The sequence below is a fragment of the Gammaproteobacteria bacterium genome, from assembly GCA_013214945.1.
Taxonomy (GTDB): Bacteria; Pseudomonadota; Gammaproteobacteria; order Enterobacterales; family Psychrobiaceae; genus Psychrobium.
This window is the reverse complement of the sequence record JABSRT010000006.1, coordinates 18,770-41,293: the sequence shown is the minus strand read 5'-3', so window position 1 is coordinate 41,293 and position 22,524 is coordinate 18,770. Positions and strand designations below refer to the sequence as shown.

The following is a 22,524-nucleotide window of genomic DNA, read 5'->3' as shown; positions in this document are numbered from 1 at the left end:
CAATTTAGGCTATTTTCAACTGCACTAAACGTGCGACATTTTCAGCTAAGTTGGCTAAATTATCTGTCGCTTGCCCCAGTGCCGTCGGTAAATCAAGCACCTTAGGAGTGGCTGAAAATACCGCATCGATCCCATGATCATAAACCGCCTGATATCCATCAGCCATGCCACCGCACAGCAACAAGGTTGAAATGCCTTGGGCCTTTGCCCGTTTCGCCACCCCAATTGGCGCTTTCCCATGCTCAGTTTGACCATCAACCAAGCCTTCACCGGTAATCACCAAGGATGCATCTTGCAACAAACCATCAAAACCAATCGCATCTAACACCACATCGATACCCGAGTGAACTTTAAGCCCAAACAACGACATTAAGCCAGCACCAAAACCACCAGCAGCGCCAGCACCTGGCTCTAAGCGGATATCAGCACCGCCATGCTTAACTAGCGCGTCGGCAAAGTGCAGCAGGCCCTGATCCAGCAGTGGTAAATCTGCCGCGGTTGCGCCTTTTTGCGGCCCAAACATATAAGTTGCCCCAAGCTCACCGCATAGCGGCGCGGTAACATCGCACGCTAACACAACTTTACACTGCGATAAGCGTTGATCGAATCGTGTCATATCGAGTTTAGCAATTTGACTCAACGTGCCGCCGGTTGGCACAAACAACTCGTCACTATCATTATAAAAACGTGCGCCCAATGCCGCCAGCATGCCAGCGCCACCGTCATTAGTGGCACTGCCACCTAAGCCAACAATAATCGTGCTACAACCCCAATCTAACGCTGCGCTCATCAATTGACCCACGCCATAACTGCTGGTTAATAATGGATTACGATGCTCACTTGTTAGCAACGCCAAACCACAGGCCTCGGCGACTTCAATCACCCAAGTGTTATTGTCCAATTGCAATAACTTTGCGTTCACTTCATCGCTCAGTGGGCCCTTAACGGTCACCTGATGATAATATCCCGGTGACACATTAGCGATAGCGGCCATTGTGCCCTCACCACCATCGGCAATAGGTGCCAACACATACTCGGCGGTGGGTAAAACCCGACTCATACCTTGCTTAATCGCCGCACACGCTTGCGCCGCTGACAAACTTTCTTTATATGAATCAGATGCAATAACAATTTTCATTTTAATATTAATTCCTAAATAAGCGAGTACGAGTGCTCGTCGTGCAATTTCGCATCATACTCACCATACAACCACGACAGCAACCTATCTTTTAATAGCGCTTCATGTTATCCCTAGAGTAAGCTTATTATCACACAGATAACTCAATGAAAAACTACCAACAATTGACACAACAATACCAAAAAATTGCGCACTTTAATCACCTCGGCGCAATTTGCGGCTGGGATCAGGCAACCATGATGCCAGCCGGTGGTAATGATGCCCGTGCCAGTGCTATGGCCGAACTGTCGGGTCATGTCCATCACTTAGCCACCGCGCCGCAATTGGGTGAGTTGTTTGAAAATGCCAACAACGAAAATCTTAATAACACTGAACGGGCCAGCCTCCGCGAAATGAAACGCCAGTGGCAACTTGCCACGGTATTGCCTGGCGACTTAGTGCAGGCCAAATCGTTGGCCGGTTCTAAATGTGAGCACGCATGGCGTAGTCAGCGCCAAGACAATGACTGGACAGGTTTTAGCAAAAACTTTGCCGCCGTCGTGGCACTGTCACAAGAGGAAGCCCAGATCAGGGCAGAGCAAGCTGGCACCTCTGCGTACGATGCCATGCTTGATATTTACGAACCCGGTGTCACCAGCGCCCAGCTCGATCAGGTTTTTGGTAATTTAAAAACATGGTTGCCGCAGCTAACTAAAGAAGTACAAGCCAAACAGGCCAGTGAGTCGTGCCTTGCTGCAACTGAAAAATATAATACCGAGCAGCAGAAACAACTCGGGCTTGAGGTAATGAATATACTGGGCTTTGACTTTAATCATGGTCGACTCGATATTAGCTCACACCCATTTTGTGGCGGCACCAGCACCGATACCCGCATTACTACCCGTTATGACGACAACGATTTTGTGCAGTCAATGATGGGCATCGTTCACGAAACGGGTCACGCCAGATACGAACAAGGCTTGCCTAAAGCATTAAGCGGTTTGCCCGTTGGCGAAGCGCGTTCGATGGGCATTCATGAGTCACAATCACTGTTTTTTGAAATGCAGTTAGGTCGCAGCACCGAGTTTATCCAATTGTTAGCGCCCTTAGCCGCCAAGCATTTTCCCGATAACAACCCTGCGGTCTTTGCGCCAGCGAATCTAGAACAAATTTACACCCGAGTGCAGCCCGGATTTATTCGGGTTGACGCCGATGAACTGACCTACCCAGCTCATGTCATGTTACGTTACGAAATTGAGCGCGACTTAATTAACCAAACTATTTCATATCAGGACATTCCTGAGCTATGGGATCAAAAAATGCAGCAATACCTTGGCCTATCGACCGCGGGCAATTACCGCAACGGTTGCATGCAAGATATTCACTGGACCGATGGCAGCTTTGGGTATTTCCCAAGTTACACGCTGGGGGCAATGTATGCAGCACAATTTATGAGTGCAATGGTAAAAGAGGTTGATGTCGCAGCGGCCTTAACCAAGCAACAACCCGAGCCTATCTTTAGTTGGCTTGAGCAAAACATTTGGTCAAAGGCCAGCACGCTTGAAACGAATGAGTTAGTTAAGCAAGCGACAGGTGAAGTACTTAATCCTGAACATTTTAAGCGCCACCTGATGAAGCGCTACCTTTAAATTAGCCGTATAATTTAACGGCCTAATTTAACAAACTTAATTAACGAAAGAGTTTAACCCTGATGGCATTTTTACCTGACTGCAAAAATGCCATCATTTTATCGCCGCTTCGATTGATTAAAATAGAAAACAAGATCAGAACACAACCCGCCACTTTAACCGCAGACATCGTTTCAGCAAACCACAACATACTAAAAATTAACGTCCACATCGGCTCTAAAATCATAATAATGGCTGCATTTTCGTTGCTGGTGCCTTTTTGGCCCAACGTTTGTAAAACATAACGTAAGCTAGTGGCGACTAAGACACTTAAGGTAAACCAGCCCCACGTACTATTCGAGACGCTTTCGGGCCAAACATCGAACCAAAACGATAGTATCAGCCCAATTAAACCAGTACCGAACAACTGTAAGCAGGTTAATAACAAGACCGGAATACGCTGGGCGTAACGGCTGTTAACATTAAAATGAACCGCTAACATCAGCGCCGCCAATGCAAACCACAATTGACTGCTTGATTGCTGCCAGCCATTAGCAGCCGCGAGCAAGATTAAACCGGCTATCGCAAAAGGAATGGCGCGCCAAAAAGAGCGGCCCGGCTTGTTGCCAAATAATGGCCAAGCGACCAAAGGCACAAACAACATCGACAGGCTCATAATAAACGCGCCCTCGCCCAATGTATCGCTAATGGATACCGCGTAAATCCACAGCATTAAACCACTGCCTAACAGCCCGCCAATCAAAAAACCTTTGATTAATAACCCCGGTTTAACTTGAGAAAAAGAACGATAACAAAAAGGCAGCAAGCACAGTGACGCAATCAAAAATCGCAAACCAATAAAGCCAAAAGCAGGCAAACCAGCAATCGCTTGTTTTGAAAATATCCAGCCTGACGCCGCAATGATCGTCGTGGCAACAAGCACCAATTCTGCTTGTCTAGATTGCGATAAATTGATCACTAAATTCCCTTACCATGAAGAAAATCCATCGCTGAGCAATTTTAGCCCCGACAGAAATAAAAACAGATAACACAGCCGATAAATCAACGACTGGCCGACTTTATGTAGTAACAGCACCCCGAGCTTGACCCCGACTGGTGCAAGAGGCATTAATACCAGCGCCGTGAACAAATTAGTGGAGTCAAAGCTGCCTAATGCCGCATAAGGGATCAGTTTAAATAGATTCATGATCCCAAACAATACGGCCATTGTCGCTACTAAGCTGACTTTTTCAAGTTTTTTAGGCAGTAAATAAATACTAACGGGTCCGCCACCAGCATGAATGGTGGTACTAGAGAAACCACCGAGCATACACCAAAACCATGCACCACCAATCGCTTGTTTATCGTTTTTTAAAAAGGCATATTGCACGCAAAAGACCAATGACAAAAAACCAATCAACATGCTTACACCGGCGATGGGTATCACACTAAGAAATATACCGGCTAAAAAAATTCCAACTAAAGCGCCCGGCAGCATCTCTTTAAGCAACGGATAATCAGCGTAACGATAATGAATTTTAACCGCAAAGATATCCATTAGACACAGAATTGGCAATAAAATAGCCGCCGCTTGCAAGGGGTCAACCGTTAACGCCATCAACGGCACCGCAATAATGCCTAATGCGCCACCTAAACCGCCTTTGCCGATGCCATAAATTAAAATGGCTGGAATAGCCGTGATATAAAACCATGGGTCAGTAATCAACATAACTCGAGTTCCTCATTATATCAATTCCAGTAAGTAGATAATCACTTTATTAATCAAATTGATATTAATTTATACCGTAGATAAAAAGGGGGTAATGCCAACATAAAAAGGCCCCAATCAATTGATTGAGGCAAAGCAACTTAGACCAACAGTTGCGAGCTACTACGAGGGGTTTTAGGCTATACAGACCAATCAAGCTTCACTGGCAGACCACTAACTAGTGATTGCTGCGCTGCATCGGCCATTATCTGCGCTTTCATGCCATCAACAAATGATGGCGAGGTTGGTGTGTTATTTTTTACCGCATCAACAAAGCTATCAAACTGGGCACGGTAAGCCGCTTCATAACGTTCAATAAAGAATGGATTTAACACGCTTTGACTATCGGTATTGTCGGCCGTTGATTTGCTAACACTGTTCGGACGCGGGTTATTTGACTGCAACATGCCCGCACTGCCAAAGGCTTCAATACGCTGATCGTACCCGTAAACACAACGTCTGGCACCATTGATATGACATAGCTTACCCGAAGCGGTTTTAAGCGTTAACATCACGCTATCAACATCGCCAATTTCGGCTAAATCTGGATCAATTAAGATACTGCCAACCGCATGAATTTCGGTCGCTTCTTCCCCAGTGATAAAACGAAACATGTCAAAATCATGAATGATCATGTCACGGAAAATACCACCAGAATGACGTAAATATTCAGCGGGTGCCATTGCGGGATCACGACTGGTAATAATAAGCTGTTCTAGTTTGCCAACTTCACCTTGGCTCAGCTGTTGCTGTAATCCGGCATGGGTTGGATCAAAGCGGCGATTAAAGCCAATTTGAATCGGTACCTGACAATCTTTAATTTTGTCCCAACATTGACGAACTAAATCGGTGCTTAGATCAATCGGCTTTTCACAGAAAATTGCTTTGCCGGCTAGCGCACCTTTGGCAATTAACTCCACGTGAGTATCTGTGCTAGTCGCTATCAGCAACGCATCAATGCTGTCGTCTGCCAAAATTTGTTCAATCGACTCAACTGATACCGCTTGATATTTTTGGGCTAACTCTTGAGAAGCTGGCTGATAAGTATCGTAAACATACGCCAAATTAGCTTGTGATGACGCAGCAATAATACCTGCGTGCATGGTGCCAATACGTCCTGCGCCTAATAGTGCAAAGTTAATCATGTTATTTATCCTTGTTGATAATCCATTCGTGATCAGGGTCATTATTAAAGACCCATTCACGGGTCGGTCCGGCCATAACATTTAAATAATACAGATCATAACCATGTGGTGTGCCAACAGGGTGATAGCCCTCTGGCACCATTACCACTGAATTATTCTCAACTGAAATTGTTTCGTCAATGCTGCGATCGTCGGTATAAACTCGTTGAAATGCAAAACCCTGTTCAGGATTAAGTTTATGGAAATATGTTTCCTCTAACGAGCTTTCTAGCGGTAAATTATCACTGTCGTGTTTGTGCGGCGGGTAACTTGACCAGTTACCGTCAGGTGTAATCACTTCAACTACCAGTAATTTATCAGCATCTAAATTAGCAAATAAAATATTGCAAACATGTCGTTGATTAGTGCCAGTACCACGGGTTTCATAGCTACAATCTTCAGGTTTAATCAACCGCGTTGGATACTTGCCCGTACCCGGCGCTTGACAAATAGCCACTTCAAGCGCGGTATTAGCAGTCACGGTAATCTCGTCACCCGGTGGGGTGTAAACGCTATACGGTGCTTTGCGTTCGAAAACCGACATCCGCTCACCAATGTTGCTCCATGATTGCTCTGCGGTTTTAACATCAGCTAAACCACTAACAATGACCATGCAAGTTTCAAGGTCACTGCTGGCAAATTTTTTCGTTTCACCCGCTGCTAGCTGATGCACTTCAAAAGTAATATATTCCCAATCAGCTGATTGTGGAGTAATTTTTTGGATACAGCCCGCATCATCAACGTTGCGCGGGCGGCTGTGTAAGTAAGACATAGAAAGTACCTTTAATTCACCCTAGCAGGGTTTTCTTTAGTAGTTAACTGATGAGCTAAGCTAATTGCCAACGATTGCACTAAGCACATCGTTGAGGTTAACGAACGAAACGAATGAACCTCCGCTTCTTTTACCACAAAACAAACCGCAGCGACTTTAGCTAAAGGGCTAAGTAAACTGTCGGTAAATACAATTACTGGATTTCCCCGCGCAGCAGCGTTATCAATTGTCTGTTGCGACTCATCCGCATAAGGATAAAAACTAATAACAATCACCGCATCTTGTTCGCGAATTAAATGCTCTTGATGCATACCGCCAACTCCATCTAATAGAAAGCAGCGTAGATTGATATGATTAAACAAATAAGCCATATAGTAGGCTATTGGGTACGAACGGCCCACTGCTTTAACATGAATCGAGTCAGCGCTAGCTAATATTGTTCTTGCCTGCTCGAGATCCTGTTGGCTAATGGTATTTTTTAAGGTGTTTAACGCTTGGCTGTTGGCTAAACTAAATTGCTCCAACAATGTAATGCCAGCATGTTCACCCGCTAAACTACTATCACCTTTTATTAACTTGATCCGCTCTTCATAATTAGGGGACTCTTGCAGCAGTTTGTTTTGAAACAGTTTCTGCATATCGCTAAAGCCAGAAAAACCCAATGCATGGGAAAATCTAATCAAGGTCGATGGGTGAACATTAGCGCTTTTAGCTATCACCGCCACGGTACCAAAAGCGATTTCGTTTGGGCTGTCTAACACATAGCGAGCAACTTGCTGTAATCGCTTACTCAATTCACTAAATTTTTCAGTAATTTGTGCATTTAACTGCTCTAATGCTATTGCTTGACCTGTCGAACCCATTATCCGTCCCTAACGTAGAATCATTACTAAACGTTCGTTGCTACCCCAGTTTATTGATTAAGCGGAGCTTTTATTATCACAAACACAACAAGAAAAAGAATATATTCTTCACCCATTGCTAATTTGGAATATACGTTCCAGAGCAATAGAAGACCACGTAGTCATTTTTGTGTCAACAGAATTTATATATTTTTTAAGCAGATCTAATCTAAAAATACGCCAGCAATAGCAATTGATAACCGTTCCATCTCAATAAAATATCGCTTTAGATCGGCCGAACATCAGGTTTTAATCGGGCTAGCCAACGCACTATTGCTTTGTTATCAAACAAAAACAACTACGATCAGATCCAAGTTTCGACATAGTCGCATCGCCTATAATAATTATTTAGTTTCAACCATTGATTACTTGGAATTTATATTCTAAATTATATGGGTTATGGGTGAAGTAGCAATTGCCCTCGCTAAAGAGCACGACAACATACTCAATAAAAAAAGCACTTAACTAATAAAGGAGATAACATGAAAACGATTAGAGTTGGTTTAATTGGCACAGGTTATATGGGCAAAGCCCACGCAATTGCCTTACGTTCAGTACCCGCGGTATTTCCGTTAAGTGCCAAGGTTGAGTGTGAAATGTTAGCAGAAGTTAATAGCGAGCTCGCTGCAGCCAAAGCAACTGAGCTAGGATTTAACCGTTCAACTGGTGACTGGCTTGAGTTAGTGAATGATCCTAACATCGATGTCGTTGATATTTGCTCGCCAAATTATCTGCATAAAGAAATGGCCCTAGCTGCAATTGCCGCTGGCAAACACGTTTATTCAGAGAAACCTTTAGCACTTAATGCTCAAGACGCGCTCGAAATGACTCTAGCTGCAGAATTAGCAGGAGTTAAAACACTGGTCGGCTTTAACTACGTTAAAAACCCTGCCAGTCAGTTAGCCAAAGAGATTATCGCCAATGGTGAAATTGGCGATGTGGTACATTTTCGCGGCACACACAATGAAGACTACCTCGCAGACCCCAAAACACCGTTTAACTGGCGCTTAAAGCGTGAGTTTTCTGGTTCTGGTACCTTAGGTGACATGGGCTCTCATATCATTAATATGGCGCAATATTTAGTCGGTGATATCACTGCGGTTAATGGCGATTTGCAAACCGTGATCACCGAACGCCCGATTGCCGATAAACCCGGTGAATTTGGCATTGTTGAAAATGAAGACCAAGCCCATGCAATGGTCCGATTCGCTAACGGCGCCATCGGCACACTTGAAAGCAGTCGCATTGCCTGCGGCCGTAAAATGGGCCTTACTTATGAAGTTACCGGCACCAAAGGCAGCATTATTTTCGATCAAGAACGTTTAGCTGAGTTAAAACTATTTACCCGTGGCGGCGATACCGCGCGCGAGGGCTTTAAAACTATATTGATCGGCCCAGAACATCCTGATTATAAGCACTTTTGTATTTCGGCTGGTCATGGCTTAGGGTATAACGATCAAAAAATTGTTGAAGTGCGCGACCTGATTGAAGGCATCGCCAATGACACCCCAATTTGGCCAGACTTTAGAGCCGCTTATGAAGTTAACTTAGTGGTTGATTGCATAGAAGAGTCTCATCGCTTAGGTCAGTGGGTAGACATTAAGCCGCAAGATTAGCCCTTAATGACTGTAGAGTCCGAAACGACGGCACTCAATATAAGCATATAAGTTTGAGGTGATTTGTCTGGCCGGGCATCCATGCTTCGCTCTACCTCCTACGTCCGTGTAGTCGTCGGCTCGGGCATCCATGCTTCGCTCTACCTCCTACGTCCGTGTAGTCGTAAACAAAAAAAGCGCTGAAAACTCAGTTTTCAGCGCTTTTTTTGTTTTCTAAATAATTACTAGGCTAATTACTTCTTCACTAACGAAGCATCGGTCCAGCTTTTTAGCAAGTCGCCATAAGCAATGGTTACGCCCTGAGGCTTTTCATTGGCTAGTTTAGCCTTTGGTGAACCAGGCTTGTTTAACCAGTAGCTACGATCGCGCTTTTCGTTCAACTTAGGACCACATTCGCCCTGTACATTGGCACGTTCTAAACGCATCATCACTTTGTCTTGCGCGGCCGCTAAACTATCTAGTGCTTGCTGTGGTGTTTTTTCACCACTGGCTGCTTCAGCGATATTTTGCCACCACAACTGCGCTAACTTTGGATAATCTGGGACGTTGGTACCAGTCGGTGTCCAATTTTTACGCGCTGGGCTACGGTAAAACTCAACCAAACCACCGAGTTGCGGCGCGGCATCAGTCATCGCTTGCGAGTTAATGTCAGACTCACGAATTGGCGTTAAACCGACTAAGGTCTTTTGCAGCGAAACTGTTTTAGACACCGTAAACTGAGCATATAACCAAGCGGCTAAACGACGTTTTTCAGGGGTAGACTTCATAAAGGTCCAAGAGCCGGTATCTTGGTAACCTAGCTTCATGCCTTCTTCCCAGTATGGCCCTTTAGGTGATGGTGCCATGCGCCATTTCGGCGTGCCATCTTCGTTAACTACTGGCAACCCTTTGTCCATCAAACTGGCCGTAAAGGCGGTATACCAGAAAATCTGTTGCGCAATATGGCCTTGTGACGGCACAGGCCCTGCTTCTGAGAACGTCATGCCTTGTGCTTGTGGCGGCGCGTAAGCTTTTAGCCAATCAACATATTTAGTGGTAGCGTAAACTGCTGCAGGTCCGTTAGTGGCACCACCGCGTGAAACGCTAGAACCTGCCGGACGACAACCTTCAACGCGAATACCCCATTCGTCAACGGGTAAACCGTTTGGTAAACCTTTGTCACCCGCACCGGCCATTGAGAACCAAGCATCAGTAAAGCGCCAGCCTAATGACGGATCTTTTTTACCATAATCCATGTGACCGTAAACTCGCTTGCCGTCAATGTTCTTCACTTCATTAGTAAAGAAATCGGCAATATCTTCATAAGCTGACCAGTTGACTGGAACTCCTAGCTCATAACCGTATTTAGCAAGAAATTGCGACTTTAAATCAGCGCGCTCAAACCAGTCAGCACGGAACCAATAAAGATTAGCAAATTGCTGATCGGGCAATTGATAAAGTTTGCCATCGGGACCAGTGGTAAAATCTAAGCCGATAAAATCTTCTAGGTCCAACGTTGGCAAGGTGTAGTCCTTGGCTTCATTGGCAATCATATCGGAAATAGGCACCACTTTACCGTAACGGAAGTGAGTACCAATTAAATCTGAGTCGTTAATATAAGCATCGTAAATATTACGACCTGACTGCATTTGTGTTTGCAGTTTTTCAACCACATCGCCTTCTTGAATTAAATCATGAATTACCTTAATCCCGGTAATTTCTTCAAAGGCTTTGGCTAAGACTTTAGATTCATAAGTATGAGTAGCAATAGTTTCAGACGCGACTTTAATGGTCATGCCTTTAAACGGTTTTGCCGCTTCAATGAACCATTTTAACTCTTCAATCTGCTGTTGTTTGGTCAAGGTTGAAATAGCAAACTCTTGATCCACCCATTTGTTGGCTGCTGTCAGCGACTCATCTGCGAGTGCTGACCAGCTTAATCCGATAGTAGACATCGCTGTCCCGAGCAATATGACTTTCATTAGTTTATTTTGTTTCATCATAAATCTCATTCTTAGATTGTAATTAGCTGCTCAATTTGTTCCAAACACCAAATATTAACAGCACGTTTGTCGGTATTTTCCGACCTATATTGCCCACCAAATTTGCTGACTTTAATTACTTAAAGCGCTGCAGTTGATCGAGCCTTTTAAACATATCGCGCCCAATAGAACGCCATATAGTTAAATAGATTACTGGAAACTAAATTAGCCCCAGCGCAAGACTACGGGTAGCCAAATAGCGGAAACGACCAGCGGAATCAGCAAGGTCATATCACTAACCGCTAAAAAGGCTAAGTGAATGTAAGCGCTGGTCAGCAAACCGATAAAAAATCGATCGCCACGGGTGGTACTAATCGGCAAAAATCCTTTGCGCTCGGTACAGGGCACCTTAATTTCATAAATGGTCATTGCTAATAACATCACGGCAATAACACTAAAAAAAGCAACGGTAATTGGGGTCCACGCCATCCAACTCATGATTATTCTCCTAACTCAATTTTTACCAATTGTATTAAACTCGGCCCAGAGCAAAGCCCTTCGCCACATGATTTCGGACAAACCACACCACTAAGATACCGGGGATAATGGTTAAGATACCGGCGGCGGATAACAAGCCCCAATCAATGCCTGCGGCACCAATGGTTCTGGTCATGATCGCTGAAATAGGTTTGGCATCGACCGAGGTTAAGGTTTTTGCCAATAGCAATTCTACCCACGAAAACATAAAGCAGAAAAACGCGGTAGTGCCGATGCCAGAACGGATCATTGGCAAGAAAATTCGGATAAAGAAACGACCAAAACCGTAACCGTCAATGTAGGCAGTTTCATCGACTTCACGTGGTACCCCAGACATAAAGCCTTCAAGGATCCAGACCGCTAATGGCACAGTGAACAAGCAATGGGCTAGCGCGACTGCAATGTGGGTATCGAACAAACCGACTGAAGAGTACAGTTGAAAAAATGGTAGTAAAAATACCGCTGGCGGCGCCATCCGGTTGGTGAGCAACCAGAAAAACAAATGTTTATCACCTACAAAGCGATAACGACTAAAAGCATAAGCAGCAGGTAGTGCCACCACTAAGGTAATCACCATATTCATCGACACATAAATCATCGAATTGACATAACCCATGTACCAACTTGGATCGGTAAATATGACGATGTAATTATCAAAGGTGAAATTATTTGGCCACAAGGTCAAGCTGCCAAGAATTTCGTCATTGTGCTTAAATGACATATTTAATAACCAGTAGATCGGCACCAACAGAAATAAAATGTAAGCGGTCATGCCGAGTGTTTTGCGTTTGTTTATCATGACATAATCCTTATTTGGCGTTATCTTGCTGATTAATAATGGTGAAAAACAGGTAACAGACCAACAACACGATTAAATAATAAATCAATGAAAAAGCCGCCGCAGGACCAAGATCGAATTGTCCAATTGCCATTTTCGTTAGCGCCTGACTAAGGAATGTCGTTGAGTTGCCTGGGCCACCACCGGTTAATACGAAAGGTTCGGTATAAATCATAAAGCTGTCCATGAAACGCAGCAGTACCCCGATAACCAACACATTTTTTAAACGTGGTAACTGAATGTAGCGAAAGACCGCCCACTTCGAAGCCCGGTCAATGCGCGCCGCCTGATAAAAAGCTTCGGGAATTGCCCGCAAACCTGAATAACACAACAAGGCAATCAATGATGTCCAATGCCACACATCCATGAGTAATACGGTAAACCAAGCATCACCCGGATTAGAGGCGTAGTTATAATCAATGCCTATTGAGTTAACCAACCAACCAAACAACCCGATATCTTCGCGGCTAAAGGTCTGCCAAATAGTGCCGACCACATTCCAAGGAATTAACAACGGAATAGCGACCAAAATCAAACACAAAGATGCCATTCGTCCTTTAGCTGGCATCATCAGTGCCACAGCTATGCCCAGCGGCACTTCAATTGCCAGCACCGAGAACGAATACGTAAACTGACGTAATAAAGAATCATGTAAACGAGGACTGCGCAGCATTTCTCGATACCATTCGGCACCCACAAAATACGAGGTGTTTTGATCAAAGATATCTTGAACTGAATAATTAACCACCGTCATAATCGGAATGATGGCCGAGAATGCCACCAACAAAAATACTGGCAGCACCAAAAACCATGCTTTGTTATTTTGAACCTTATTCATGAGTTAATACCTCCGATTCGACCTCAGCTTCTACCAGATATTCATCAACGTATAACTTGAGCCACTGCTCTGGAAAACTAATATAAGCCTTGCCCGCAGGCACGGGGCTATCTTCGTCAATCCTGACTTTGAGTTCACAGCCTTCAAGTTTTAAGCGTAAAATTTTGTAGGTGCCGAGATCTTCAACCCCAATTAAGTCACAGCAATAAGCATCGTCAGTCGGTTCGTCCCACACATGGATAAACTCAGGCCTAATCCCGACTTTTAGATTGGTGCTGTTGATGTTATCGAGCAAACTCAATAATTTCGGCTCAAGATTAACCGTGCTTTTGCCGAAACTGACCCCACCATCACAACGCTGTACTTCTATTAAATTCATCCCAGGACTACCAATAAAGTAACCAACAAAGGCATGATTTGGTCGCTCGAACAATTCACGTGGGCTGCCAAATTGAACAATTTTACCCTCGTACATCACCGCTATTTTTTCGGCGAAAGTCGAGGCTTCTAATTGGTCGTGGGTAACATAAACCATGGTAATATTGAACTGTTTGTGAATTTCTTTAAGTTTGCGACGCAATTTCCATTTCAACTGCGGATCAATAACCGTTAACGGTTCATCGAATAATATCGCCGAAACATCACTACGAACCAACCCTCGACCCATCGATACTTTTTGCTTTTCATCGGCGGTTAAATTACTGGCCCGGCGTTTTAGCAACGAGGTTAATTCCAGTACCTCGGCAATTTCCTGCACTCGGCTTTGCACCTGAATTTCAGGGGTTTTCATGTTGCGCAGTGGAAAGGCCAAATTGTCAAAAACGGTCATTGAATCGTAAATCACCGGAAACTGAAAAACCTGAGCGATATTGCGCTCTTCCGGCGGCACGTTATTGACCTCAACGCCGTCGAACAATACCTGCCCTTCTGACGGAGATAGCAGCCCTGACATAATATTAAGCATGGTGCTTTTACCACAACCCGACGGACCTAGTAGTGCATAAGCACCACCGTGTTCCCAGACGTGGTCCATTGCGCGAATTGCGTAATCACCTGGGTTTTTAGGATCTGAGCTGTAGCTATGCGCCAGCGATTTCAAATGTATTTCAGCCATTAGTCAGTTACCTCATGACACGTTGCGAAGGGGTTTGAATCGTATTGCCATCCAGATCAAACACAAAAAGTTTGTGGGTTGGCAAATAAACCTTAATTGGTTCACCGATCTGGTAGCCAATCACACCTTGTACTTGTAGCACCAATTCAAAATGGTCATTAACCACATGCATAAAGGTTTCGGAGCCACTAATTTCGGCCAACTGCATCCGCATGGATAATTCCAAATCATCATCATTTTTCGGTACCAAGCCAATATGACTCGGTAAAACCCCGAAGAAATACTCGCCCTCGTCGAGCTGACGCAAATCATGATCAAGCGGAAAGTGAACCGCTTCATCAAAAGTCACTTCACTGCCCTTAATCTGACCGCGTATAAGGTTGATTGTCGGCTCACTGAAAAGTTTGGCCGCTTCAATATTTTTAGGTTGACGATAAACCGCAGTAGCAGGCCCCGACTGAACCACCCGCCCCTCGTGCAGCAAGGTCGTGATGCCACCAAGTGCCATTGCTTCATTCGGTTCGGTGGTGGCATAAACGGCAATAGCATTACGCTCTTTAAACAAATCGCGTAATTCAACCCGTAATTCTTCCCGTAACTTATAATCGAGGTTAACCAAGGGCTCATCGAAAAAGATCACACAGGCGTCTTTAACTAAGGCCCGTGCCATTGATGTACGCTGCTGCTGACCACCCGATAGCTCCAACGGATAACGGTTAAGAAAAGGGGTAATTTGCAAAATGTCGGCCGTTTCTTTAACTCGACGCTCAATTTCTGAATCTTTTACCTTGGCTATACGTAACGGAGAGGCAATATTTTCCCAAACGGTTAGGTTTGGATAATTGATAAACTGCTGATAAACCATCGAGATATTGCGCTGTTGCACCGGCACACCTGTAACATCTACGCCGTTCATTAATATCCGGCCATTGGTCGGTTTGTCTAACCCGGCCATTAAGCGCATTAATGAGGTTTTACCGGCTAAGGTCCTGCCTAGCAATACATTAAATGACCCAGGTTCTAATGTGAGATTAACCTTATCGAGATGAATTTGGCCATCAACAACACGATCGACATTCTCTAATACAAGTGACATCTTCGTCCTCTCTCCTACTATGGCGTTATATAGTCAGTAAACTTTCAGCGTACTGCTAAACAACCTCTACTAATGCTCTAAGCTATGCATCAGCCATACCACGATTTAACAAAAAACCAACAAACTCAAGAGTAATTAACGTAACCAGTTGTTATTAATAACCAAATTAAAATTTTGCTGTTCCGCGATGTTTGGCTGAACAGATTGAACAACTTGTTCAATCTGTTCATTTTTTAACGCTAGTGAACAGTTTAATTGTTCATATTGAACAATCTTTGTTGAACAGCTCATAACAAACAACAACGACAAACATTTATTCAACCAACAAACAAAACCACAACACACTGTTATTTCTATAAAAAACATCTATGAACCACCAGTGTTTGTCGTTTTTAGCAGCTAATATGTTAATGGAACGTTGACGAATGATTCGAACATGCTCATTATTCATCAGCAAAGTAGCTGTAATCGAGTAGGTAAGTAATGAATGTTGCACGATTGCATTTTGTCTGACGGATCAAAAATATCCAGTAGTAGCAAGGAAGGTTAATGAGTAACGATCAAATTATTAAACAATCGTGGCAACGCTGCCAGCGCTTGGGATTAGATCCGTCGAGTAAACCTTCTTTGCAACGCTTAAGTCAAAGCGATCAACTCAACCTCGACGAGCAGTACAGCAGCTTGGTGCAAACTACTGGCACCGAGGTATTACCTTATTATCAAAATATTCTCGCCAATACCGAGTGTTTAATTGTGCTAGCCGATAATCACGGTCACGCATTAAATAGCTGGGGCGATCAGCGTTTTATTGGTTCGACTCATCAAGCAGCCTTTGCTAAAGGGGTTGACTGGCGAGAACAAAACAATGGTACCAACGCAATTGGCACAGCACTAGCCAGTGGCGAAGCCGTGCAAGTATTACGAGACGATCATTTTCTTAAAGCTAACCGCTTTATGATTGGTTCTGCCGCCCCTATTTTTGACGCAAACCGCACCCTGCTTGGTGTGCTTGATATCTCAAGCGATGCTTACTTACCACAAGCGCACACCCTTGGTTTGGTGAAATTAATGTCACAAAGCATTGAAAATAGATTAATTATCAACAAATTTTGTGCTGACAATTTTTTATTAACTTTTAATAGCAACCTCGACAACCTCGACAGCCAATGGTCTGGCTTAGTGGTATTTAACGAACATGGCACCATTATTTCAGCCAATCGTCGGGCCGAGTTATTGCTTTGTTATGATTTAGCATTAGTTAATATTACCGATGTGTTCGATCGCAGTTTGCCAGAATTGAAAAACAGCCCCGAGCAACTGCCCATTACTCTGCGAGCCTTAGACAAATATCAAATGCATGGCTTAATAAAGCGTCCGTCGCAGTCGACTATCGAGGCAGTCGATTTTCGCCAACCAAGTAACTTGCAGGCCAAAGCAAACCCAACTAACAGTGATTACATCAGTCTTGAGCAATTTAGCTTTGGCGATCCAAAAATCAGTCGTTGCATAGAACAAGCCCAGCGGCTGATCGATAAAGACATTCCAATCTTAATTCATGGTGAAACCGGGGTTGGCAAAGAAGTATTTGTTAAGGGACTGCATAACTATAGCCAGCGTAAAAATCACCTGCTAGTGGCGGTTAATTGCGCCGCTATTCCAAGCGAATTGGTTGAGTCCGAGCTATTTGGTTATGAAAAAGGCGCTTTTACCGGCGCCAACAATAAGGGCGCGATTGGCTTTATCCGCAAAGCGCACCGGGGGACGCTGTTTCTCGATGAAATCGGCGATATGCCATTAAAAGTGCAAAGTCGCTTGCTGCGTGTACTGCAAGAACGAAAAGTAACGCCACTGGGTTCAACCGAAAGTTATCCAGTTGATATTAAGCTTATTTCAGCGACTCACCGCAGTCTAAAACACGATATTGAACAAGGATTGTTTCGCCAAGATCTTTATTACCGAGTCAGTGGTCTTAATCTCGAGCTGCCACCGCTGCGAGAGCGAAGCGACCGCCGGCAGTTATTTACACAAATAAATCAACTGCACAGCAATAGCGTCCACTGTAATCAGCTGAGCGATGAAGTGTTAAATCTATTTATCAGCCATCCATGGCCGGGCAATATACGCCAACTGGTCAGCGTGATTAAAATAGCTCAAGCAATGGCGGATCAAAGCATGATTCAACCTTGGCACTTACCCGATGATTTTTTTGATGATCTTAAGCAAAGCAATCAACAGCAAACCAATCCTATTGCAATCATTTCAACGGATAACAACGAAGAAAATCACCGAGCAAGCAACAACATTAATAATAGTGAACTCGAGTTACACCAAATTTATAATCAACATAAAGGCAATATATCTAAAATAGCGCGTGCGCTTAATATTAGTCGAAATACCTTGTATAAACGGCTAAAACAACAAGGTATTCGCTAAAAGTGAAGCTAAATAAGCTCCTTACCTATTCACACTGAACTCGACGTACCGCGTGTAACCAACCCTCATAATATTTGTCACGACTGGTTTTGTCGATCACTGGCTCAAACCGTCGCTCTCGTTGCCACAATGTTTGCAGTGCAGGCAATGATTCGAATATTCCGGCTTGTAAGCCAGCTAAATAAGCGGCGCCGAGAGCAGTGGTTTCGGTAATTTGCGGTCGGTCAACCGTGGCCCCCAGAATGTCAGATAAAAACTGCATTAACCAATTATTGGCGACCATGCCACCATCAACCCGCAATGCGACTGGACGTTCGCCGTCATTTTCCATTGCTTTTTGCAAATCTTTGGTTTGATAACATACCGCTTGCAGACCAGCTGTAACAATTTCTTTAATACCCGTATCACGGGTTAAACCGAAAATAGCACCCCGCGCATTAGGATCCCAATAAGGTGCCCCCAACCCAGTAAATGCAGGCACCATATAAACCCCATGATCGGCTGATGTTTGGCACGCCAAAGGTTCGGTTTCAGATGCACTGTTAATTAAATGCAAACCATCTCGCAACCATTGCACCGTAGCGCCCGCGACAAAAATACTGCCTTCAAGTGCATAGGTTGTTTGTCCCTTTAAACGATAAGCGACTGTGGTCAATAGGCGGTTTTGCGACTTTAATGCCCGGTTTCCCGTATTGAGCATCATAAAGCAACCGGTCCCATAGGTACTTTTGGCCATGCCTTCATCAAAACATGTTTGGCCAAATAAGGCGGCTTGCTGATCGCCAGCCATGCCAAGAATCGGAATTTCACAGCCTAATAGGCTCGCCTCACAATGACCAAAATCATCGGCAGAATCCATCACTTGCGGTAATAAAGAGCGCGGAATGTCAAACAACTCTAACAACTCTTCGTCCCATTGCTGCTGATGAATATTAAACAGCATGGTTCTTGAGGCATTAGTTGCGTCTGTTCGGTGCTCACGCCCAGCCGTTAGTTGCCACAGTAAAAAACTGTCGACCGTGCCAAACGCCAGTTCACCGCGTTCGGCCCGTGCTCTAACCCCTGGTATTTCATCAAGGATCCAACGTAATTTAGTGGCCGAAAAATAAGGATCTATCAGCAAACCAGTTTTGTCACTAACCATCGACTCAAAACCGTCTGACTGCAATTGTTGACAGTATTGACTGGTACGTCTGTCTTGCCACACGATGGCACGGTAAACCGGTTCACCAGTTTTACGATCCCATACAATGGTCGTTTCTCGCTGGTTGGTAATGCCAATCGCACGAATGTTATCTTGGCCCAAATCCAATTTTTTAATCACTTCACGGCAAGTCTTTAAGGTTGTCTGCCAAAGTTCGCTCGGCTCATGCTCAACCCAGCCATCGTTGGGAAAGTGCTGCTCAAATTCTTGTTGGGCACTGTGCTGACTTTGCCCCTGAGAATTAAATAAAATAGCCCGAGAGCTGGTCGTGCCTTGGTCAATCGCCAAAATAAAATCAGTCATTCTAGATCCACTTTTCGTTAAGACGAGTTGTTAATCGCCATAGATTCTTTATTGTTCGTTTCGGTTCACTTTATATAAAATAAATGCAGATCACAAACATATGTCCAAATTTTCGCTGTTTTTATCAACATAATTACCGCATATCCGGACTAAAAAACAACAACTAAGCCAGCGCTAGTCCCTAAAACGATCACAGCAGCCCAGTACAAGAGCAAACTAAGTACTAGTCATTAAGATATTTATTGCCGCTTAATCATGCACTTTCAAAGAGTTTGAGTATATAATGAAATTTCGTTTAATTATCATAACAAAGGCAACTAGCCTTTGATCAGAGCAGCGTAATCAACATGACCCAGCAACAACGTCAGACATTAATTTTAGCGCAGATCCATCGTAACGGCTTTGCCTCAATTGATGAACTAGTCGCCCATTTCCAGGTTACGCCTCAAACTATCCGTCGCGATCTCAATCACTTGGCCAAGACCAAAAAGATCAATCGCCACCACGGTGGTGCTGGTATTGAATCGAGTACCGTCAATACTGATTACCAAACCAGAAAAATAATGGAATTGACGGCCAAAGAGAAAATTGCCGCGCAACTGGTGCAGATGATCCCTGATGGCGCGTCACTTTTTATTAATATCGGCACCACGACAGAGACTATCGCCAAGGCCTTATTAAGCCACAAAGATTTAAAGATAGTCACCAATAACCTCCATGTTGCAATGATCTTAGGCGCTAAAGCCGACTTTTCTGTCGTGATAGCTGGCGGTGAGGTCAGAGAGCGCGATGGCGGAGTTATTGGCGAAGCAACCGAAGAGTTCATCAAGAACTTTCGGATGGACTTTGGCATCATCGGCATCAGTGGCATCGACAGCGAAGGTTCATTGCTTGATTTCGATTATCGTGAAGTGCGGGTAGCTCAGGCAATTATTGCCAACTCCCGTCAAGTATTACTCGCAGCAGATCATTCTAAGTTTGGCCGTAACGCGATGGTACGATTAGGCAATATCAGCCAAGCCGATCATTTCTTTACCGATGCGCAGCCACCAAAGGCTATTACCCAAATTCTCAGCGAACACCAAGTTCACTTACACCTAGTTTAACCATCAATTGGCCGCCACGCCCTGCGCTTGACGGTCAAAACTGGTGTAAAACCATCACCAATAAGCTCTCTATTTCACATCTGCCCTTTACTCGTAATACTCAACTAACGCGCCTCAACATGCCCATCAATGTTCGTTTCTGATCGAAATTGTTTGATCTTGACCATTCTCACGGGTATTGTACTAAAAGTAATCGTTCATTTATCAAATAATAGTCAAATGCGATCGACGTTCGATCTTTGGCGACCCTAAGCAGGAGCAATAAGTATGAAACGCAGTGATGTTGATTTACTGGTGATCGGTGGCGGTGTTAATGGCACGGGCATTGCCCTAGATGCCGCTGGCAGAGGGTTAAGTGTTATTCTTTGCGAAATGAACGACCTTGCTTCGTCAACCTCGTCGAACAGCAGTAAATTAATCCACGGTGGTTTACGCTATCTTGAATATTATGAATTTAGATTAGTGCGTGAAGCGCTAGCCGAGCGTGAAGTGCTACTAAAAAAGGCGCCGCATATTATTCAACCATTGCGCTTCAGATTGCCGCATCGACCACATTTACGTCCTGCATGGATGATTAGAGCGGGTCTTTTTCTGTATGACAACCTAGCCAAACGCGCCACATTAAAAGGCTCACACGCCATAAAATTTGACGATAACAGCCCGGTTATTAGCAAGATAACTCGTGGTTTCGAATATTCAGACGCTTCAGTCGACGATGCTCGCTTAGTGGTATTAAACGCCATCGGAGCGCGCGACAAAGGCGCCAGCATTTTAACGCACACCCGTTGCATTGATGCAAAAAGGGTCGATGGTAAATGGCAGGTAACGCTGGCAAATAAAGACAACGGCGAGCAGCAAATTATCACCGCTAAAGTATTGGTCAATGCGGCGGGCCCTTGGGTGACCAGTTTATTCGATGATGCTTTACCAATAAAGTCACCGAAAAAAATCCGCCTGATCAAAGGTAGCCATATCATCGTGCCGCGGATCCATACCGAGTCTCAAGCCTATATTTTACAAAATGAAGACAACCGTATTGTGTTTGTTATTCCTTATGAAGAGCATTTTTCATTAATAGGTACCACCGACGTTGAGCATTTTGGCGACCCAGCAGCGGCCTGTATTTCAGAGCAAGAAACCCAGTATTTAATTGAAGTGGTTAACGATCATTTTAATCATAAAATTTGCGAACTAGACATTGTTGCTTCATATGCCGGGGTCCGCCCGCTGCTCGATGACGAATCTGATTCTCCCTCGGCGGTGACCCGTGATTATACCTTTGAGGTTGATCAGCCCGTCGGGCAAGCACCTTTACTGTCGGTATTTGGTGGTAAAATAACCACCTACCGTAAACTTTCAGAAGCAGCAGTAAATGGCATTATTGGCAACTTTCCTACAGCTGGCGGCGATTGGACCGCCGATGTTTGCTTGCCCGGTGGTAATTTTAACAACCTCCATAACTTGCAAGCGAGCCTGCAACGCCAGTATTGCTGGTTACCACACTCGTTAACCAAACGCTTAGCCCGTTCTTACGGTACTTTGAGCCACGATATCTGCATCGACATCAATTCGCTTGAACAAATGGGCCAGCATTTTGGCGCAGGGCTGTATCAACGTGAGGTTGAGTATTTAATCAATCAAGAATGGGCAATTGATCTAGCAGACATCATTTGGCGTCGAACCAAACTTGGTTTATTACTAACCCAGCAAGAACAAACCGTTTTAGCTCAATTTATCACTGAATTTAGTACTAAAAAAAAAGCAGCAGTCAGTGACAATAGCCTGCTAGAGTTCGCTGATGAACAAACTCTACCTCTACCTCAATCTCAAACCCAAAATTCTTACGCCTAAACTTACAGTATTGGATTAGGTTTAAGGCAGCGTTAATCAGCTGCCTTAAACCTAGGTTGTAACTACGATGAATCAATCTTAATACTAGCTCGCTAGACCTGCTCTTCGTTTTCTTTACACCTTAATCTACGCCTTCTCGATACGATGCTCAACATGACGCTAATCTCTGATAAAACAGTCGTAATTAGTCCAGAGTTTCTATTTTTAAGCGATATAATCGGCAATTGGTATTACTGTCACCTCACGTCTAGGGAAA

The 22,524-nt window shown here is 44.3% G+C and carries 18 protein-coding genes; 5 read left to right on the top strand and 13 right to left on the bottom strand.

Annotation, left to right across the window (positions count from 1 at the left end):
* Positions 1-4 precede the first annotated feature (4 nt).
* Positions 5-1,138 (bottom strand): glycerate kinase, encoded by a 1,134-nt coding sequence (locus HRU23_05650; GenBank protein ID NRA53610.1) that lies wholly within the window; start codon positions 1,136-1,138, stop codon positions 5-7.
* Positions 1,139-1,284: 146 nt separating this feature from the next.
* Between HRU23_05650 and HRU23_05645 the strand changes: the two genes are divergently transcribed.
* A complete protein-coding gene (locus HRU23_05645) occupies positions 1,285-2,766 on the top strand; it encodes a carboxypeptidase M32 (protein NRA53609.1) in 1,482 nt (493 codons plus the stop codon).
* Positions 2,767-2,806: 40 nt separating this feature from the next.
* Here HRU23_05645 and HRU23_05640 read toward each other — a convergent pair whose 3' ends face one another.
* The 5 genes from HRU23_05640 to HRU23_05620 form a co-directional block, all read right to left on the bottom strand.
* On the bottom strand, positions 2,807-3,721 hold the full coding sequence (locus HRU23_05640) for a DMT family transporter (protein ID NRA53608.1): 915 nt from the start codon (positions 3,719-3,721) through the stop codon (positions 2,807-2,809).
* A gap of 12 nt (positions 3,722-3,733) precedes the next feature.
* Positions 3,734-4,474 carry a sulfite exporter TauE/SafE family protein gene (locus HRU23_05635; GenBank protein NRA53607.1) on the bottom strand — a complete coding sequence of 247 codons (741 nt, stop codon included), beginning with the start codon at positions 4,472-4,474 and terminating at the stop codon, positions 3,734-3,736.
* Between the two features lie 179 nt (positions 4,475-4,653).
* Positions 4,654-5,658 (bottom strand): inositol 2-dehydrogenase, encoded by a 1,005-nt coding sequence (iolG, locus tag HRU23_05630; GenBank protein NRA53606.1) that lies wholly within the window; start codon positions 5,656-5,658, stop codon positions 4,654-4,656.
* A 1-nt stretch (position 5,659) separates the two neighbouring features.
* The gene (gene iolB / locus HRU23_05625) at positions 5,660-6,469 is read right to left on the bottom strand and encodes a 5-deoxy-glucuronate isomerase (GenBank protein NRA53605.1); all 810 of its coding nucleotides are present in this window, start codon (positions 6,467-6,469) and stop codon (positions 5,660-5,662) included.
* A gap of 11 nt (positions 6,470-6,480) precedes the next feature.
* A complete protein-coding gene (locus tag HRU23_05620; protein NRA53604.1) occupies positions 6,481-7,332 on the bottom strand; it encodes a MurR/RpiR family transcriptional regulator in 852 nt (283 codons plus the stop codon).
* A 521-nt stretch (positions 7,333-7,853) separates the two neighbouring features.
* Here HRU23_05620 and HRU23_05615 point away from each other — a divergent pair.
* A complete protein-coding gene (locus HRU23_05615) occupies positions 7,854-8,987 on the top strand; it encodes a Gfo/Idh/MocA family oxidoreductase (protein ID NRA53603.1) in 1,134 nt (377 codons plus the stop codon).
* Between the two features lie 233 nt (positions 8,988-9,220).
* On the opposite strand, the gene HRU23_05610 is transcribed toward HRU23_05615, so the two are convergent.
* The 6 genes from HRU23_05610 to HRU23_05585 all read right to left on the bottom strand — a co-directional run bounded on the left by HRU23_05610 (position 9,221) and on the right by HRU23_05585 (position 15,371).
* Positions 9,221-10,966, bottom strand: coding sequence for a carbohydrate ABC transporter substrate-binding protein (locus tag HRU23_05610; GenBank protein NRA53602.1), 1,746 nt, complete (start codon positions 10,964-10,966; stop codon positions 9,221-9,223).
* Positions 10,967-11,173: 207 nt separating this feature from the next.
* Entirely contained in the window at positions 11,174-11,446 is a 273-nt protein-coding gene (locus HRU23_05605) for a DUF2160 domain-containing protein (protein ID NRA53601.1), read from the bottom strand.
* A gap of 34 nt (positions 11,447-11,480) precedes the next feature.
* Complete coding sequence (locus HRU23_05600) at positions 11,481-12,284, bottom strand: carbohydrate ABC transporter permease (GenBank protein ID NRA53600.1); 804 nt, start codon at positions 12,282-12,284, stop codon at positions 11,481-11,483.
* A 10-nt stretch (positions 12,285-12,294) separates the two neighbouring features.
* Positions 12,295-13,161: a sugar ABC transporter permease gene (locus tag HRU23_05595; protein ID NRA53599.1), complete on the bottom strand. Its 867-nt coding sequence runs from the start codon at positions 13,159-13,161 to the stop codon at positions 12,295-12,297.
* Positions 13,154-14,275, bottom strand: coding sequence for an ABC transporter ATP-binding protein (locus HRU23_05590; protein NRA53598.1), 1,122 nt, complete (start codon positions 14,273-14,275; stop codon positions 13,154-13,156). Before HRU23_05590 ends, HRU23_05595 begins: the two co-directional genes overlap by 8 nt.
* 7 nt (positions 14,276-14,282) lie before the next feature.
* A complete protein-coding gene (locus HRU23_05585) occupies positions 14,283-15,371 on the bottom strand; it encodes an ABC transporter ATP-binding protein (GenBank protein NRA53597.1) in 1,089 nt (362 codons plus the stop codon).
* 549 nt (positions 15,372-15,920) lie between these two features.
* Between HRU23_05585 and HRU23_05580 the strand changes: the two genes are divergently transcribed.
* A complete protein-coding gene (locus HRU23_05580; GenBank protein NRA53596.1) occupies positions 15,921-17,804 on the top strand; it encodes a sigma-54-dependent Fis family transcriptional regulator in 1,884 nt (627 codons plus the stop codon).
* Between the two features lie 25 nt (positions 17,805-17,829).
* Here HRU23_05580 and glpK read toward each other — a convergent pair whose 3' ends face one another.
* Positions 17,830-19,311 carry a glycerol kinase GlpK gene (glpK, locus tag HRU23_05575; GenBank protein NRA53595.1) on the bottom strand — a complete coding sequence of 494 codons (1,482 nt, stop codon included), beginning with the start codon at positions 19,309-19,311 and terminating at the stop codon, positions 17,830-17,832.
* A 347-nt stretch (positions 19,312-19,658) separates the two neighbouring features.
* Here glpK and HRU23_05570 point away from each other — a divergent pair, with 347 nt between their 5' ends.
* Positions 19,659-20,417: a DeoR/GlpR family transcriptional regulator gene (locus tag HRU23_05570; GenBank protein ID NRA53594.1), complete on the top strand. Its 759-nt coding sequence runs from the start codon at positions 19,659-19,661 to the stop codon at positions 20,415-20,417.
* A gap of 261 nt (positions 20,418-20,678) precedes the next feature.
* A complete protein-coding gene (gene glpD / locus HRU23_05565) occupies positions 20,679-22,268 on the top strand; it encodes a glycerol-3-phosphate dehydrogenase (GenBank protein ID NRA53593.1) in 1,590 nt (529 codons plus the stop codon).
* The last annotated feature ends 256 nt before the right edge of the window (positions 22,269-22,524 follow it).

What these genes read in the sequence shown, in the direction of transcription:
- HRU23_05650 (NRA53610.1), bottom strand. Translation starts at nt 1,138, where the DNA reads ATGAAAATTGTTATTGCATCTGATTCATATAAAGAAAGTTTGTCAGCG.
- HRU23_05645 (NRA53609.1), top strand. Translation starts at nt 1,285, where the DNA reads ATGAAAAACTACCAACAATTGACACAACAATACCAAAAAATTGCGCAC.
- HRU23_05635 (NRA53607.1), bottom strand. Translation starts at nt 4,474, where the DNA reads ATGTTGATTACTGACCCATGGTTTTATATCACGGCTATTCCAGCCATT.
- iolG (NRA53606.1), bottom strand. Translation starts at nt 5,658, where the DNA reads ATGATTAACTTTGCACTATTAGGCGCAGGACGTATTGGCACCATGCAC.
- iolB (NRA53605.1), bottom strand. Translation starts at nt 6,469, where the DNA reads ATGTCTTACTTACACAGCCGCCCGCGCAACGTTGATGATGCGGGCTGT.
- HRU23_05620 (NRA53604.1), bottom strand. Translation starts at nt 7,332, where the DNA reads ATGGGTTCGACAGGTCAAGCAATAGCATTAGAGCAGTTAAATGCACAA.
- HRU23_05615 (NRA53603.1), top strand. Translation starts at nt 7,854, where the DNA reads ATGAAAACGATTAGAGTTGGTTTAATTGGCACAGGTTATATGGGCAAA.
- HRU23_05610 (NRA53602.1), bottom strand. Translation starts at nt 10,966, where the DNA reads ATGAAACAAAATAAACTAATGAAAGTCATATTGCTCGGGACAGCGATG.
- HRU23_05605 (NRA53601.1), bottom strand. Translation starts at nt 11,446, where the DNA reads ATGAGTTGGATGGCGTGGACCCCAATTACCGTTGCTTTTTTTAGTGTT.
- HRU23_05600 (NRA53600.1), bottom strand. Translation starts at nt 12,284, where the DNA reads ATGATAAACAAACGCAAAACACTCGGCATGACCGCTTACATTTTATTT.
- HRU23_05595 (NRA53599.1), bottom strand. Translation starts at nt 13,161, where the DNA reads ATGAATAAGGTTCAAAATAACAAAGCATGGTTTTTGGTGCTGCCAGTA.
- HRU23_05590 (NRA53598.1), bottom strand. Translation starts at nt 14,275, where the DNA reads ATGGCTGAAATACATTTGAAATCGCTGGCGCATAGCTACAGCTCAGAT.
- HRU23_05585 (NRA53597.1), bottom strand. Translation starts at nt 15,371, where the DNA reads ATGTCACTTGTATTAGAGAATGTCGATCGTGTTGTTGATGGCCAAATT.
- HRU23_05580 (NRA53596.1), top strand. Translation starts at nt 15,921, where the DNA reads ATGAGTAACGATCAAATTATTAAACAATCGTGGCAACGCTGCCAGCGC.
- glpK (NRA53595.1), bottom strand. Translation starts at nt 19,311, where the DNA reads ATGACTGATTTTATTTTGGCGATTGACCAAGGCACGACCAGCTCTCGG.
- HRU23_05570 (NRA53594.1), top strand. Translation starts at nt 19,659, where the DNA reads ATGACCCAGCAACAACGTCAGACATTAATTTTAGCGCAGATCCATCGT.